This is a genomic window from Snodgrassella sp. ESL0304 (genome assembly GCF_013344995.1).
GTDB lineage: Bacteria > Pseudomonadota > Gammaproteobacteria > Burkholderiales > Neisseriaceae > Snodgrassella > Snodgrassella alvi.
This window is the reverse complement of record NZ_JAAEDR010000013.1, coordinates 1-15,489: the sequence shown is the minus strand read 5'-3', so window position 1 is coordinate 15,489 and position 15,489 is coordinate 1. Positions and strand designations below refer to the sequence as shown.

The following is a 15,489-nucleotide window of genomic DNA, read 5'->3' as shown; positions in this document are numbered from 1 at the left end:
CCAAAAAATTTCAATATCAGCTTGAATGAAAATAAAGCCATTCCTGAAAAATTTAACCTGAACACTTTCCACTTTCCCATATAAAAACGGATTCAAGTCTGAATCCGCTTTTAGAGAGTAATACTGATGAAGTGACTCAAAATACAACCAATGATTAGCAAAAATACTTAAGCCTTTTCTTCAGTACCATAAAATTTCGTACCAATTTTAATGCTTTCTCTGCCATGCTCACGCCGCCAGGCATTGCTGTCACGTAAAGAATAAGCACAGCCACAGTATTCCTGCTGATAAAACTGCTCACGCTTACTAATCTCAATCATACGCTGGCTGCCGCCGCCTTTACGCCAGTTATAATCCCAGTAAACAAGATTAGGATATTTTTCTGCTGCAAGTTTGCCGCAATCGTTTATTTGCTGCATATTTTTCCAGCGGGAAATTCCTAATGAACTGGTAATAACCGAAAAACCATTTTCATACGCGTACAATGCTGTGCGTTCAAAGCGCATATCAAAACACATAGTGCAGCGAATGCCGCGTTCCGGTTCAAACTCCATTCCTTTAGCGCGTTCAAACCAGTTGTCCATATCATAATCAGCATCAATAAAAGGAATATTGAATTTTTCCGCAAATGCCTTGTTTTCATTCTTGCGGATTTCATATTCTTTTTTTGGGTGAATATTAGGATTATAGAAGTAAATCGTATAATCAATACCTGAGGCCAGCATTGCTTCCATAACCTCACCAGAGCAGGGCGCACAGCAAGAATGAAGCAATACTTTATTTTCCCCGTTGGGAGGAGTTAATTTCGGGCGTTGTATATCGGTAGTCAGTTTTTGTGGGTTCATTGATGTGATTTCCTGTTATTCTAGTTAAATATCTTTATCAGTAGATTTTAACAAAGCTGCCAGCGCAACGACATAGCCCGAAAGAAAAAAAGCGTTCAGATATCTGAACGCTTGTATGAAAAAGCCATTTTAAAGAGCGGCTAATGCCTGCTCATAATCCGGCTCTGTCGTAATTTCAGCCACTAACTGACTGTATAAAACCTGATTATTTTCATCCAGCACAATAACCGCACGGGCACATAAGCCGGCTAAAGCACCGCTGCTCAGTTTAACCCCGTAGTTTTCCTTAAATTCAGGATGACGGAATGTTGACAGAGTTTTTACCTGATCCAGTCCTTCTGCACCACAAAAGCGAGCCTGCGCAAATGGCAAATCGGCAGAAATACACAACACAACAGTATTAGAAAGATTGGCCGCAGCTGCATTAAAATGGCGTACAGATGCAGCACAAACACCTGTATCTACACTAGGGAAAATATTCAGTACTTTACGTTTACCGGCAAAATCGGTAAGCGATAATTCATTTAAACCGGCATCAGTCAGCGTAAAAGCTGGTGCTGTACTGCCTGTTTTTGGAAACTGACCACTGACTTCAACAGCGGTACCTTGCAGAGTTACTGTACTCATGACTGCATCCTTCTGATGTTTAATTTGATTAACAATGTGCAGACTTATTGTGGGGGATTGGCAGGGAACTGTCAAAGATTATCTATGCTGATTATATGCAGTAAATAGCAGACAAATATAGCGCCTGCATAAACGCAGAAAACCAACATTTTTCTGACAATTCAGCAAAAACGTAAATCTTAGAAAATACAACTAAGAAAATTTACAGCATCATCAATCAGCCAGTCTGCATTGCAGTCTCTGATTTCAGAGCAATCGGAATGAATACAAACTGGCTTGCGCAATAAAACTTACTCAACACCAGACCGGCGTACATAATGCTGTAAATCATAAGCAATATTATTTTTACTGCTTACATGACTGCTGCTTTCAGTTTGCTGCCAGATATCCGTATCAATTGCCGGAAAAAAAGTATCTCCGGCAACATCAACATGAATTCTGGTTAACCGCAAATCGGTAGCCAGAGGCATCGCCTGAGTATAAATTTGTGCCCCGCCCATAATAATAATTTCAGAGCAACCTGCTAATTGTCTGAGCGCATCTTCAACACTGTGACACAAAATTGCTCCGCTGAATGTCTGCGCATCCTGCCGGCTGATAACATAATTGGCGCGGCCCGGAAGCGGTTTTCTGGGCAGCGACTCCCACGTTTTACGTCCCATAACAACCGGCTTGCCCATAGTGTAACTTTTAAAAAATTCAAAATCTTCGGGTACATGCCAGGGAATACGATTATTTTCGCCAATACAGTTATTATCCGAAAGAGCGGCAATCAGCGTAATTTTATTCAGAGTATTCATACAGCTACTGGTGCTTTAATGTGAGCATCCGGATGATAATCAGTAAGCGTAAAATTTTCAAACTGAAAAGAAAACAGATCTTTTACATCAGGATTCAGATGCATTTGCGGCAGTTTTTTCGGTGTGCGGCTTAACTGCAGTTTAGCCTGTTCAAAATGATTACTATATAAATGAGCATCACCCAGCGTATGAATAAATTCCCCCGGCTCTAAATCACATACCTGAGCAATCATCATCGTAAGCAGAGCATAGCTGGCAATATTAAAAGGCACACCCAGAAAAATATCAGCACTGCGCTGATAAAGCTGACAGGAAAGCTTGCCTTCAACCACATAAAACTGAAACAGAGCATGGCAGGGCGGTAAAGCCATCTCATCTACCAGTGCCGGATTCCATGCAGAAACAATCAGGCGGCGGCTGTCGGGATTGTGTTTAATCTGTTGCAGCAGATTACTGATCTGGTCGATATGGCGGCCATCCGGTGCCGGCCAGCTACGCCACTGATAACCGTATACCGGCCCCAGATTACCATCAGCATCTGCCCATTCATCCCAAATAGAAACATTATGTTCATGCAAATAGCCGATATTAGTATCGCCGCGCAGAAACCAGAGTAACTCATAAATAATTGAACGTAAATGCAGCTTTTTAGTAGTCAGCACAGGAAAGCCATCAGCCAGATTAAAACGCATCTGATAGCCAAAAACCGAGCGCGTACCCGTGCCAGTACGGTCTGCTTTATCTGTGCCACGGTCTAAAACATGTTGCATTAAGTCAAGATACTGTTGCATGCGGATTTATCCAAATAAAAACGGCCTAATTGTAACTTAAATCAACTCAGACTGGTTTGCGGCACCTTCTTTTACCGCCTGCCATGCTTCCGCAATCAGGCTGGCATCGTTATTTTTTAATAACGAAGCATCAGACAGCATCCTCCGCCACTGGCGCGCACCGGGTAAACCATGCATCAGCCCCAGATAGTGCCGAGCCATATGGCGCAATGAAATATCCGGATTAGCCAGCTGCCGGTGAGCGTAGTCAAGTAACTGATTAACCAGATCTTCATATTCAACAGCCGGCTGGTGACTGGCGTAAAATTCAGCATCCCAGCTGCGCATCAGCATCGGATTATGATAAGCCTCACGTCCGACCATTACCCCGTCTACATGCTGCAAATGCCGGTGAATTTGTGCATTATCAGTAACCCCGCCATTAAGAATAATTTCCAGATCAGGAAATTCCTGTTTCAGACGATAAACATAATCATAACGCAAAGGCGGAATATCACGGTTATCTTTCGGCGATAACCCATCCAGCCATGCATTGCGTGCATGAACAACAAAAATACGGCAGGCCGTTTTTTCACGTAGCGTACCGACAAAATCAGCCAGAGGCTGATAGGCTGTTTCCTTATCCAGACCGATGCGATGCTTAATCGTAACCGGAATATTAACCGCTTCCTGCATAGCATTTAAGCATTGTACTACCAGTTCAACTTCACGCATCAGGCAGGCACCAAAAGCACCTTGCTGTACCCGCGGGCTAGGGCAGCCGCAGTTAAGATTAATTTCATCATAGTCATAACCGGCAGCAATTTTAGCAGCCTGTACCAGAACTGCCGGCTCACTGCCACCCAGCTGCAAAGCAACAGGTTGCTCCTGCGGATGATAGGCCAGTAATCTGTCACTGTTGCCATGGATAATTGCATTAGCATTAATCATCTCTGTATACAGCCACACATTTCTGCTAATCAGTCTGGCCATATAGCGGTAATGCCTGTCTGTCCAGTCCAGCATCGGCGCTACGGATAAAGTTCTTTTCGGTTTGGCATTTTGCCGGAGTTGATGTGCATCACTCCCTGCTGTATATTCTGCGGCAATTAACTGTTTATGTTCCTGCATAATCCGGCACTCTTTTAACACCGCCAAAGAAATACCGAACGGATATTTCCGGCCGGTATTTAGTCGGTTAAATTTCTGATACAGGCAGATTATACATGGGATAACCGAACTGCCAGTTTAGCAATAGCAGTAAAGCTGATATTTTAATCAATCCTGCTGTTTTAGCCTGAATCAGCGCAGCGGCATTTCAGATTTAATCAGCTTAATTTCTCTTTCACGCTGTTTCTTTTTAAAATGATTTTGCAGCCATATTTTATGCTGCATCTTACATTGCGGACCCAGATAAATATTATCAATATATTCTTCTACATACGTATATTCGACATACAAACTGTTAGCTGACTGATAATCTTGTGGTTCAACAATATTATCATCTGCGATATGAGTAATATAAATCATCCGGCACTCATCTTCATCTTCAAAAGCAGCATGTTTTATCAGGCAGGAAATGGGTAATACAGCCAGACTGAGTAGTTCATGCAGATTGGAGATTTTTTTTAACTCAGGATTATTCGAAATTTCTTCAATCAACTCTTTTATTTTTTCTAAATTGTCACGAATACAACGGATTTTTTCAGGTTCATCTAATAATTTAATATATTTATCCCATTCACTATCTATAATTTCTGGTGTTTTTTCATTTTTGTTTTCCAGATAAAAAGATTGCTTATTGCGTTTGGCTAACGTCATATATCCTGTTTTCGGGTCAAAATACAGGCAACGGTATAAAGGCAATGGAAAAATAGTATCATCACTTTTAATTTTAATATGTTCAGTTTCAACTTCAATTCGTTTATTCTCATGCGGATTAGTAGATTTAATACTATATAATGATATTATTTTGTTATTAATACTGCGTTCTGTATTCAGACCAAAAAAATTTTTATTAAAAGCAATACTGACGCCGGAACCAACAATATTATTTTCATTACCATATAATCGAAATTGATTTAAAGAGTTGTGATTAAATGAAAAACTGGCTAAAAAGCTTTTAATTTCATTATCCGGATGATTACCGATATTCAGCCAGCTGGTTAATACTTGATTTTCACTGGGGTCATTCATAAAATCAACAATATTAAGGCGGAATTTGCTGGGATTTTCCCCTTTAAGTAGATTAAATAAGACAGCTGGCTTAGTATAATGAGCGACCCGTCGTTCCGGCTTTTTTTCAATATGTTTATTATTATCTAATTGATTAAAAACTAATAAAGTATTTTTTATATCATTAGCTAAATCACATATTTTTTTAATTCTAGCAAAGATTATTTTATTAAGCTTTGCAAATTTATTTTTATTTGAAATAAAGCTGGAATCATTTTGTTTTAATTTTAAAATAAATTGGGCACAAATATAATAATATGGATGACAATTAGAATAAGTAGCTGTTTTGGCAGCTTCAAAAAAGCAGCTTTGAGCTTTAGTGAAATTTTTAAAAATTTTACTACTATAGATTTTGCCTAATTCGAATTTAGCTTGAATATATGCTTTAGGATTATCTTGTATAGAAACATTGAGATAACAGTCTATAGCATTACTATAATTGTGTTTTCTATCATAACATCTACCTAAATTAAACTGGGCATTAGCATAAAGTTCAGGATTATCTTTTTTGATGATATTTAAATAAAAAGCTTTAGCCTGATCGTAATCGTGTTTTATTTTAAAATATATATATCCTAATCCAAATTGAGCTTGAGTATAAATTTGAGGATTGTCTTCTTTGGTGATATTTAGAAAATATGTTTCAGCCTGATTATAATCTTGTTTTATTTTAAGATATATATACCCTAAACTCAACTGAGCGTTAGCATAAGCTTCAGTATAGTCTTCTTTAGTGATATTTAGAAAATATGTTTCAGCCTTATCATAATTGTGTTTTATTTCAAGATATATAACTCCTAAATTTGACTGAGCTTGAGCATAAAGTTTAGGATTATCTTTTTTCTTTATATTTAAATAAAAAAGTTCAGCCTTATCGTAATCACGTTTTATTTCACGATATATATATCCTAAACTAAACTGAGCTTCATCATAAACTTCAGAATTATCTTTTTTGTTTATATTTAAATAAAAAAGTTCAGCCTTATCATAATCATGTTTTATAAAATAATATATATATCCTAAAGCAAACTGAGCTAGAGCATAACGGTTTGGACTATCTTCTTTGTTGATATTCAAATAAAAAGCTTCAGCCTTAGCATAATTGTGTTTTATATCTTGATATATATATCCTAAATTAAACTGGGCTTGAGCATAAACTTCAGGATCATCTTTTTTGTTAATATTTAAATAAAAAGCTTCAGCCTTATCATAATCGTGTTTTATTTTTTGATATATATATCCTAAATAAACCTGTGCTTCAGCATAGTTTTCAGGATTGTCTTCTTTGTTAATATTTAAATAAAAAGCTTCAGCTTTATCATAATCGTGTTTTATTTCTTGATATATATATCCTAATTTAACCTGTGCATAAGTATAAATTTCAAGATTATTTTTATTAGTAATATTTAAATAAAAAGCTTCAGCCTTATCATAATCATGTTTTATAAAATAATATATATATCCTAAACCAAACTGAGCTAGAGCATAACGTTCTGGACTATCTTCTTTGTTGATATTCAAATAAAAAACTTCAGCCTTATCATAATCGTGTTTTATATCTTGATATAAATATCCTAAACTACACTGGGCTAGAGCATAAAGTTCAGGATCATCTTCTTTGTTGATATTTAAATAAAAATCTTCAGCCTTATCATAATCATTTTTTATTTCTTGATATATATTTCCTAATTTAAACTGTGCTTGAGCATAAGTTTCGTTACCATCTTCACGGGTAATTTTATTTAATTCTTCGATTTGTTGATTAATATCTTTTTCTTCCATTACTATTCCTGTTTATTTATGGCTAAGCAATTAATCTGTATGCTGTTCGTAACATAGTCTGGTAGTAATCAAATATATTGAAATTCTTAACCTTGTCGAAAAAGGAACAAATTTATTAATTTACAATTTAACTAATAATAACAAAAATTAAACTTAATATCATAAAATTCATAACTATCTACAGCTGTATTCAGTCAGATGGATTTTTATTGATAGATAAAGAAAATTGTTAATAAATTGATATTGAGTTAATTAACTGCATGATTTACCAATTAATTATTTTTATATGTAATTAGCTGCAAATATTGGCTTTTTCCATTGCTTACTACTAATTGTCTCTCTAAGATAAATTATTGAAGGATAAGAATTTACTTGTGTTTAATTGAATACTGTTGCATGCAGTAGACATACAGAATGGAGATGGTTATGAGCGATAATGGATTTGTAGATAAAGCCAAAGGCGAAGTAAAACAGAATGTGGGTAAAGTAGTGGGTGATACTAAAACCCAGTCTGAAGGAATGGTTGATAAGGCCGTTGGCGGCGTGAAAGAAGCTGTGCATGATGTGGCTAATGCCATAGATGGTGCAGTAGATTCAATCAAGAAAAAGTTTCAGGATTAATTCTGAAAAATGTGCACAAGGCCGCTTATTTCAGCGGCCTTTGATTTGAGTTTATATTTCTTTTAAATCAAAACAATTAGCTACAGCTTAAATTTTTCTGCATTGGCGGCATTAGATATAGAAATGTATAAGTGAAATATATTGGTTTTACTGCACCGGCTTATGCATTGTTTTACTGAATAGTAACTGAAACAGGCTGAATAAGGTGATTAAAGAAGCAATTAAATAAAGTATTTTCATATTGCCGAAATCAATAATTCCCGCTCCGATAATCGCCCCAATGCCTACGGCTCCATTAAAAATAGCTGCATAAATAGCAGAGGCGGGTAAAGCGTTATCGTTTCCTGCCAACCGGATTACCCATGCCTGAATACCAACAAATAATATGGCTACACCCAAACCCCACGCAAACACCAATACCATCAGCATGATTGGATTATGTGACAAGACTGCGCTCAGCAGAATCAGACTGCCACAAATCAGCACTAAGCCTGCACCAAGTATATTTTTCAGATACCTGTCTATAAACAGACCACATAACAGATTACCAACTACACCGGCTATACCGAATACAAACAGACAAACAGCAATCCAGTTGGCAGCAATAGCCATTTCTTCGGCCATAAATACTTCAATATAGGTAAAAGCAGCAAAATGGGCGATAATGGCAGCAGTAGCAATCAGATAAACTTGGCGTAACTGCTTAATCTGAAGAACTGCTGAAAATTGTTTTCGCCCCATTCGGGAAGTACCGGATACAGCCGGCAGGGTAAAAGCCAGAATAATTGCGGTAATTATGACCAATACGCCCAGTAACAAAAATGATAAACGCCAGCCAATAGTGCTGCTAATCCAGTTAATAAAGGGAACACCGAGTATACTGGCTATCGAAACACCGCTGAATATAATTGCTGTGGCTCTGCCGGTATATTTGTCTGATACCAGTTGTGCTCCCATAGTGCCCGCCATCGCCCAGAATGCACCATGAGCAATAGCACCGGTCAGACGAGCGATTAAAAGTACAGAAAAATGCTCACTAATAGCCGCAATACCATTCGATGCAGCCATCAGCAACATTAATACAATCACTACTGGTTTACGAGGCAGATGGCTGAATGTGGTAACTGAAACAAGAGCAGAAACAGCCCCCAGCCATGCATACAGAGTAACAACCAAACCAGTAGCACCGCTGTTTTGTCCCATAGACAAGGCTATAGCGGATAACATACCAATCGGTGCCAGCTCGGTAGCCACCACAATAAATGACGCTATTGCAAGCATGCAAACAGCCATCCAGTTACGCCTTTGTGTCTTATTTTCTGAATTATTCACTAAATTATTTCCTCTTTTGCAATCAATTTTTCAAACAGATAGAGTTTGACCTGATATACGAACCTAAAAGGTCGGCAATTGTTTACATCCGGCTGAAAACAGATTGTATTGAGTTGTTATAAATCTGCTTTTAAACATAGTTATTAGCTTGGTGAAAGCAGCGTTAATTCAGTATACTTTGCGAAAATAGACAGATATATAGCTAAATCTGGTAACTGGTTTTCCAGAATCGGAAATTAAATATGAACAAAAAACTATACTGGGATGATACTAAAGTATTTCTGGCAATCGTACGTGAAGGCACATTGAGTGGTGCTGCAAAGACATTAAAACTTGGCATTGCTACAACTTACCGCCGTCTGGAACGTATGGAAGAGGTACTGGGATATCGGTTATTTATCCGCGATCAGCAAGGGTATAAACTAACAGATGAAGGCAGAATACTCGTTTCGCAGGCAGAAATACTGGAACAGGCCGGGCACGCATTTGATGCCATGGCTACCGGAGTCAATGCCAGTGTCAGCGGGCACGTGCGTTTGGCTACGGCTCAGGGGCTGGCTGATCATCTTATTATTCCGGCTTTACCCAAGCTATATTCAGCTCATCCTGATTTGACCCTGGAACTGGTTACTGGAGTATCAACTATCAATCTGCAAAGAAGAGACGCTGATATGGCCTTGCGTCTGGTTCGCCCGGAGCAGGGTAAAGTAACCATCCGCCGTTTAGGCGAGCTTGGTTTTGGTTTGTATGCCTCTGAAAGCTATTTACAGCGCAAACCGCTAAACAAAGAAGAAACAATGTTAAAAAACGCTGATTTTATCGGCTGGCCGGAAACACACCAGAACTTGCCGGCAGCAAAGTGGATAGAAAAAAACAGCCGTGGCAAATGTTGTCTGAGAGCCGGCAGCATGTCTGCACACATCAGTGCAGTTGAAGCAGGTATCGGAATGGGTATCTTACCGAATTTTATTGCCTTAACCAAAAATCTGATTTGTGTTCGCAACGATATTGGCTGCAATCAACCCATTTGGCTAGTCATCCACTCCAACCTTACTAACTCCGGAAGAATAAGAGTGGTGGCTGATTTTCTGAGTAATTTAGTGCAAGAAAATCAAACTCGACTTGCTTGAGCAGCTTATCCAGACGATAGATTTATTTCTTCACCACTCATTAAATTAATCAATTAATATTCCTAAATACAAACAATATATCATTGGTTTAGCTAATGCTGTTTACTTATAATAATTAGTAAACTATGTTATATTTTAGGTTAATGCTCTTAACTATAATCGATGTATGGATATTAAACTTGGCAAAAACGATAAGCGTTATATAGAAGGTTCAGATGATGTATTCAGCATCATGCAACGCGTACTTCTTCGTGAAAATAAGATAGACAAAGAAAAAGAGCATTTCTGGATTATCGGCATGAACGAAGCAGGGTATATCCTCTATATCGAATTAATTGCTTTAGGTTCAGTAAAGGCCGTTAATATAGAGCCTATGAATGTATATCGTGTTGCCGTAATGAAAAATGCGACACGTGTCATTGCTATTCACAACCATCCCTCAGGGCGTCTTGTCCCTTCTAAAGCAGATTTAGATATCACTGATCGTCTTATCCAGGTAGGTCGTATACTTAATATTGCACTCGTTGATCATCTTATAATCAGCACAGAAGCCTATGAAAGTTTCAGAAGCATGGGCATTATGGATGATTTAGAGAAAAGTCTTACCTATGTCCCGACTTATCAGGTGGTTGAGCAGATTAGGAAGGAAGAGAAAGCCATTGCCCGAAATGCTATAAAGGCAACAAAAGAAATGCTAAAAACTGAGAGAGCTCAAAAGGAAGCTTTAGTTTTTGCTTTGTTAGAACAAGATGTTTCTGTTGAAACAATAGCAAAAATTCTAAATATAGAATCAAAAGAAGCTAAAAAGATAATTAATAAAATTAACAGGTAAAACTATTATGGAAGGTAGAGATAATAATGCTGGAGTCCATTCTAATAATGGATTTGCTTTGCAAAAACATATTGCGCTATATATTCTTTTATCAGATTATATGAATAAATTTAAGGATGCAAACTATTTTATTTGTTTAGAACATCATGATGATTTTCTGTTCTGTTTTTTAGATAATAATCAACATTGTGAAAGAATAGATGTATATCAATCTAAAAAAACTTCTTCCTATTGGACTATAAACGATAAACTTGATGAAATCCTAAACAAACTTTTGGAAACAGGAAGCCAATTACAGCAAGATAAAATCCCTAAAACTGCGGGTTATCATCATAATTTACATTTTACATCGAATTCTCCAATTAAATTGATTAAGAAAGAAAAGGGGAAACGTGATATTTCAACAATAGTCAATGAAGCAAATTGTTTGATTTGCTTTAAAGATATTAATATAGTTTTACAAAATATAATCAAAGAACGATTAAGCAAGCTTCCTAGTTCTAATATTTCAGAATTAAATAATCTTCATTTTTTATTTGTGGATATTAATAAAACTCATAAAGAACAAAAGAACCTTCTTATTGGCCAAATCAACACACTTTTTGGTCATCAAATAAATGATGCCAGTGCTGCAGTTGAAACAATACTATCTTTGTTTACTAATATTGAGAATGTTTTCAATCAAGGAAATAAAGTCAAATTACTTGATGTTAGTAAACGCGTAACAAGTCAAGAAATTAATCAAGCAATAAATTTAATTACCTCTAAATCTAAAGCCTTTGATTATTGGCGAAGGCAAGAGCGTCAAATAAGAGAAACTCTGAGAATAAAACATGCTGATGGAGATACCTTCAGTTATATGTTTCAAACATCATTTGATCTATTTAAAAGCATAGAAAATCAAAGCCATAGAATGATATTGAGATTTGTACAAGATAATTACTGTAATACTAACAGTTTACATTTAGAAGAAATAATTCAGGAGCTATATAATCTTTTCCTACGAACTAACAACAACTACTTTAATGAAATCGAAACAAAAGCAATTATGTATGCTGCTTATTTTGAAGCAACAAATAATAAAGGACTAGAAAAATGGGAAAAATAATAAAGTATGAAAAATTTTTTGTTTATTCATCATTAAATAATAAATATTTTTATACAGAATTTAATGATGGCATTAATTTAATTTATGGAAAAAATACATCTGGTAAGAGCACATTAATCCAAGCCATTCATTATACTTTTGGTATTAATGACGAAAAACATAAATTAAAAGAAATTTTAGATGAAAAAGTGTTATTTCGACTAGATTTTCTTTTAATTGATAAGAAATATTCAGAGAAAATTTCAATAATTCGCGATAATGATGTTTTAATTATAAAAAGAGAAAATTATTCCATAAAAAAATTTATAGGAATAAATAGTAATAATTCTTATGAACATAAATTATTAAAAATATGTTTAGCTAAACTTTTAGGTTCTACTCTTTATTTACAAAGTACTGATGGCTTTAAACCAGCCTCAATAGAGGCTATGTTTTTACCTTATTATGTAGCTCAAGATGTAGGTTGGATTGCTAGACATAAATCTTTTCGTGATTTAGATTTTATTAAAAATTTCAAAAATGATTTTTTTGATTATTATTTAGGTATAACAGATGTTTATGATAGAGAAGAAAAAGAAAGGTTGATAAACAAAAAAAGATCTTTGAATAATGAAATTTCAACTCTCGAAGAGACAGAAACAAAAGATAAAGAATTTCAATTAGCAAAATTGCTAGATGAACAATATATTAACATTACAAATAATTATCTTGAAAAATTTAAGATTGATAAAGACAATTTAATTACATTTGAGAAAGACCACATCGAATTGTGTAATAAACTTTCATTTAAAGAAAAGCAAATTAGATTACTATCGAAAGTTAAAAGCTCATTACAAAAACAACAGCCAGGCATTGATAAATGCCCAACATGTAATCAATACTTTTCTGGTAATTTAGAAGATATATATGAATATCATCAAAATAAAAATGATACCGAGCAACAAATAAACAACATTAAAGAAGAGTTAAAAAAAATAAAATCAAAGATCGACTCAATACAAGGTAAAACAAAAGATTTAAAAGATATTATCTCTAAAAATTATTCAATTTTATCATTATATAAAATCGATAATTTAACTTTAGGGAGTTGGATTGATAATAAAGTAAATATTAAATTATCTGAAAAAATATTGAGTAGAGTAGTAAGCAAAAAAATGGAGTTAAATAATATTTTAAAAGAATTAAAAAAATTTAAAACAGATGATCAAATAAATATTGAACGTAATAATTCGAGCAATCAATTTAGAATTTTATTTAAAAAACATCTTGCTGAACTTGGAGTAAAAACTTTAAGTGAGCAAAAATATTACTTACTTTATCAAATGCCAACTTTTCTCCCTAAACAAGGGGTAGAATTGTTAAAAACAATGTTAGCATATAATTTTGCATTTATTAAATTGATAAGTAATACAGAATATGTGCACAAATTACCTTTAATGTTAGATGCAATTTTCAAAGAGGATGTAGACACATCGAATAGAAATAATATTTTGGAATTCATTTATAATAACAAATCAATAAGCCATCAAATGATTATAACCATTGCTGATTCAGAAATTAATAGTATCAAGGTAACGGATTACAATAAGCAATATTTTAAAAATACAGCAAACTTGATTCTCATAAGTGAAATAAAAGAGAGAGCATTTTTGTCTGAATACAACAATGAATGTTCAGAATACTTAGAAGAAACAATAGATTATTTATCTTAAGGGCTACAGGGAGAATTGTAATGTCTAATGAAGTTGATAATATAAACGATTTAATTTTACCAGCACTACCAAAAAGAACTTTACCTGCAATTAGTGAATTAGTAAGTACTCTTAATATTCCAAGTAATATCTTAGCACAAAAAGAGGAAATAGAAGCAGCGTGGTCTGCTTTATCTAGAGAATTAAAAATTATTCCTATTGATTTAAGAAATGAGCTAATTGCTAAAATGTGTGTAGCAGTAAGTGTTGGGTTATTCGATGGTGCTCTCAACTATATCTGGAATGCTGCTATATTACAATTAAGGCAGAAAATTCGTAACTTTGGACTAGCTGTTGTTGCTGACATTATAAGAAAAGATTTTGAAGAAAACCATCTCTTAGAATTACAAGATAGCCAGCTTTTAGAATTGTGTTTGAAATTAAACATAATTGATGAAGATGGTTATTTTTTCTTAGATCAATGTAGAAGTATGAGAAATAATTTTTCAGCAGCACATCCAGCAAAGGGAACTATAAATGATAGAGAATTTATAATGTTTCTTAATCGTTGTGTGCGCTATGCATTAGCAGAATCAGGTTCATTAAAAGGCATAAATATAGGTAAATTTATATCTGCAATTAAAGGTACTCGTTTTAAACAACAACAGTTGGATTTTTGGAAAGAAAGATTATTACAAACACACGATGCACAAAGACAGTTGGTAATTGGCATGGTTCATGGTATATATTGCGATTCTGCAGTAGCTGAACAAAATCGCCTTAATTCATTAGATATTTGTTGTGCTTTACGAGATAACTTAAGTAATTCAGTTAAATTAATCTTAATAAATAATCATACAGAATATGTAGCTAAAGGACTTACAGAAAAACACACAGCATCTTCTCAATTTTTTGAAAAATTAGGACTCTTATCATTACTAAATCAATCAGAGCAACATTCTATTTTTTATCGCGCAGTTGAACGTTTATGGAACATTCATAATAATATAAATAATTTTTACAACGAACCGCCTTTTGCAGAATATCTTTTAGAATTATCAAAACAAATTGCTATTCCAGAAACTGTTCAAGAAAATCTAGTAAAAGTCATTGCATGCTGTACTGTAGGAAATGGATATGGAGTTTCCAATGCTGCAGTAACTTATTATCATCAAATTATACAAAGTTTTTCACCTAAAGAAATAGCAATACTAGTTCGTTTATCTACTGATAGTAATTCTATTTTATTTCATAGACTCAAAAATGATTCTCGAGCACAAAAGCGACTTAAAGCAGCATTATTGCTTATAGACCCAAATAGTGTTCCAAAAATTTCGAAAAATGAATATGATAAATTAATCAGATAAATAAAAATGTATGATATATATATTAGTTTAAATCTATTTAACAGTTACACGTTCTTATTAAAAGTAGCGCATAAAACTTGTAGCGCTACTTTTAATTATAACCAATAGATAAATTATTTCCTCCATTTTAATCAACAAGCTCATCAATCCAAGCATCAATATTGCTTTCAAATTATGCATTAGCGTGTTTACCTATCTTGAACTACTTATGTAACTATCCCCTAAAATAGTACAGCAAGAAAGTAGAAAATTCTCTATGATATTTTTAAGGAGAATTTCAATATGAAAAAATTTTCAGAGCATCAAATTGTATCTATTTTAAATGAAGCTGAAGTTGGCATCTCTGTCA

General features: G+C 34.5%; 13 protein-coding genes. 6 read left to right on the top strand and 7 right to left on the bottom strand.

Annotated features, from left to right (window positions below; all coding sequences use genetic code 11):
* Positions 1-167: 167 nt before the first annotated feature.
* The 6 genes from GYX91_RS05820 to GYX91_RS05795 form a co-directional block, all read right to left on the bottom strand.
* Entirely contained in the window at positions 168-845 is a 678-nt protein-coding gene (locus GYX91_RS05820) for an epoxyqueuosine reductase QueH (protein WP_174830182.1), read from the bottom strand.
* 129 nt (positions 846-974) lie between these two features.
* Positions 975-1,472: a thiol peroxidase gene (gene tpx / locus GYX91_RS05815; protein WP_037395044.1), complete on the bottom strand. Its 498-nt coding sequence runs from the start codon at positions 1,470-1,472 to the stop codon at positions 975-977.
* Positions 1,473-1,762: 290 nt separating this feature from the next.
* Entirely contained in the window at positions 1,763-2,272 is a 510-nt protein-coding gene (locus tag GYX91_RS05810) for a dihydrofolate reductase (protein ID WP_172396979.1), read from the bottom strand.
* The gene (locus GYX91_RS05805; protein WP_174830181.1) at positions 2,269-3,063 is read right to left on the bottom strand and encodes a thymidylate synthase; all 795 of its coding nucleotides are present in this window, start codon (positions 3,061-3,063) and stop codon (positions 2,269-2,271) included. Before GYX91_RS05805 ends, GYX91_RS05810 begins: the two co-directional genes overlap by 4 nt.
* 36 nt (positions 3,064-3,099) lie before the next feature.
* Positions 3,100-4,173 (bottom strand): tRNA dihydrouridine(20/20a) synthase DusA, encoded by a 1,074-nt coding sequence (dusA, locus tag GYX91_RS05800; RefSeq protein WP_174830180.1) that lies wholly within the window; start codon positions 4,171-4,173, stop codon positions 3,100-3,102.
* Between the two features lie 171 nt (positions 4,174-4,344).
* Positions 4,345-7,059, bottom strand: coding sequence for a lipopolysaccharide assembly protein LapB (locus tag GYX91_RS05795; protein WP_174830179.1), 2,715 nt, complete (start codon positions 7,057-7,059; stop codon positions 4,345-4,347).
* A gap of 426 nt (positions 7,060-7,485) precedes the next feature.
* On the opposite strand from GYX91_RS05795, the gene GYX91_RS05790 reads away from it, so the two are divergent.
* Positions 7,486-7,680, top strand: coding sequence for a CsbD family protein (locus GYX91_RS05790; RefSeq protein WP_025330793.1), 195 nt, complete (start codon positions 7,486-7,488; stop codon positions 7,678-7,680).
* A 147-nt stretch (positions 7,681-7,827) separates the two neighbouring features.
* Here the strand turns inward: GYX91_RS05790 and GYX91_RS05785 are convergent, their stop codons facing one another.
* Positions 7,828-9,012 (bottom strand): MFS transporter, encoded by a 1,185-nt coding sequence (locus tag GYX91_RS05785; protein ID WP_174830178.1) that lies wholly within the window; start codon positions 9,010-9,012, stop codon positions 7,828-7,830.
* 242 nt (positions 9,013-9,254) lie between these two features.
* On the opposite strand from GYX91_RS05785, the gene GYX91_RS05780 reads away from it, so the two are divergent.
* From GYX91_RS05780 to GYX91_RS05760, 5 genes are all read left to right on the top strand, one after another.
* On the top strand, positions 9,255-10,142 hold the full coding sequence (locus tag GYX91_RS05780; protein WP_174830177.1) for a LysR family transcriptional regulator: 888 nt from the start codon (positions 9,255-9,257) through the stop codon (positions 10,140-10,142).
* 166 nt (positions 10,143-10,308) lie between these two features.
* Positions 10,309-10,974, top strand: a complete 666-nt coding sequence (locus GYX91_RS05775; RefSeq protein WP_174830176.1) for a JAB domain-containing protein — start codon at positions 10,309-10,311, stop codon at positions 10,972-10,974.
* A gap of 7 nt (positions 10,975-10,981) precedes the next feature.
* Positions 10,982-12,082: a dsDNA nuclease domain-containing protein gene (locus GYX91_RS05770; RefSeq protein WP_174830175.1), complete on the top strand. Its 1,101-nt coding sequence runs from the start codon at positions 10,982-10,984 to the stop codon at positions 12,080-12,082.
* Positions 12,070-13,794, top strand: a complete 1,725-nt coding sequence (locus GYX91_RS05765; RefSeq protein ID WP_174830174.1) for a hypothetical protein — start codon at positions 12,070-12,072, stop codon at positions 13,792-13,794. The genes GYX91_RS05770 and GYX91_RS05765 overlap by 13 nt, the downstream gene beginning before the upstream one ends.
* Positions 13,795-13,814: 20 nt before the next feature.
* A complete protein-coding gene (locus GYX91_RS05760) occupies positions 13,815-15,140 on the top strand; it encodes a hypothetical protein (RefSeq protein WP_174830173.1) in 1,326 nt (441 codons plus the stop codon).
* Positions 15,141-15,489: the final 349 nt, after the last annotated feature.

Bases quoted from the DNA above. Each gene is read 5' to 3' on its own strand.
- GYX91_RS05760 (WP_174830173.1), top strand. From the start codon at position 13,815: ATGTCTAATGAAGTTGATAATATAAACGATTTAATTTTACCAGCACTA.
- dusA (WP_174830180.1), bottom strand. From the start codon at position 4,173: ATGCAGGAACATAAACAGTTAATTGCCGCAGAATATACAGCAGGGAGT.
- GYX91_RS05810 (WP_172396979.1), bottom strand. From the start codon at position 2,272: ATGAATACTCTGAATAAAATTACGCTGATTGCCGCTCTTTCGGATAAT.
- GYX91_RS05775 (WP_174830176.1), top strand. From the start codon at position 10,309: ATGGATATTAAACTTGGCAAAAACGATAAGCGTTATATAGAAGGTTCA.
- GYX91_RS05795 (WP_174830179.1), bottom strand. From the start codon at position 7,059: ATGGAAGAAAAAGATATTAATCAACAAATCGAAGAATTAAATAAAATT.
- GYX91_RS05780 (WP_174830177.1), top strand. From the start codon at position 9,255: ATGAACAAAAAACTATACTGGGATGATACTAAAGTATTTCTGGCAATC.
- tpx (WP_037395044.1), bottom strand. From the start codon at position 1,472: ATGAGTACAGTAACTCTGCAAGGTACCGCTGTTGAAGTCAGTGGTCAG.
- GYX91_RS05770 (WP_174830175.1), top strand. From the start codon at position 10,982: ATGGAAGGTAGAGATAATAATGCTGGAGTCCATTCTAATAATGGATTT.
- GYX91_RS05820 (WP_174830182.1), bottom strand. From the start codon at position 845: ATGAACCCACAAAAACTGACTACCGATATACAACGCCCGAAATTAACT.
- GYX91_RS05765 (WP_174830174.1), top strand. From the start codon at position 12,070: ATGGGAAAAATAATAAAGTATGAAAAATTTTTTGTTTATTCATCATTA.
- GYX91_RS05805 (WP_174830181.1), bottom strand. From the start codon at position 3,063: ATGCAACAGTATCTTGACTTAATGCAACATGTTTTAGACCGTGGCACA.
- GYX91_RS05790 (WP_025330793.1), top strand. From the start codon at position 7,486: ATGAGCGATAATGGATTTGTAGATAAAGCCAAAGGCGAAGTAAAACAG.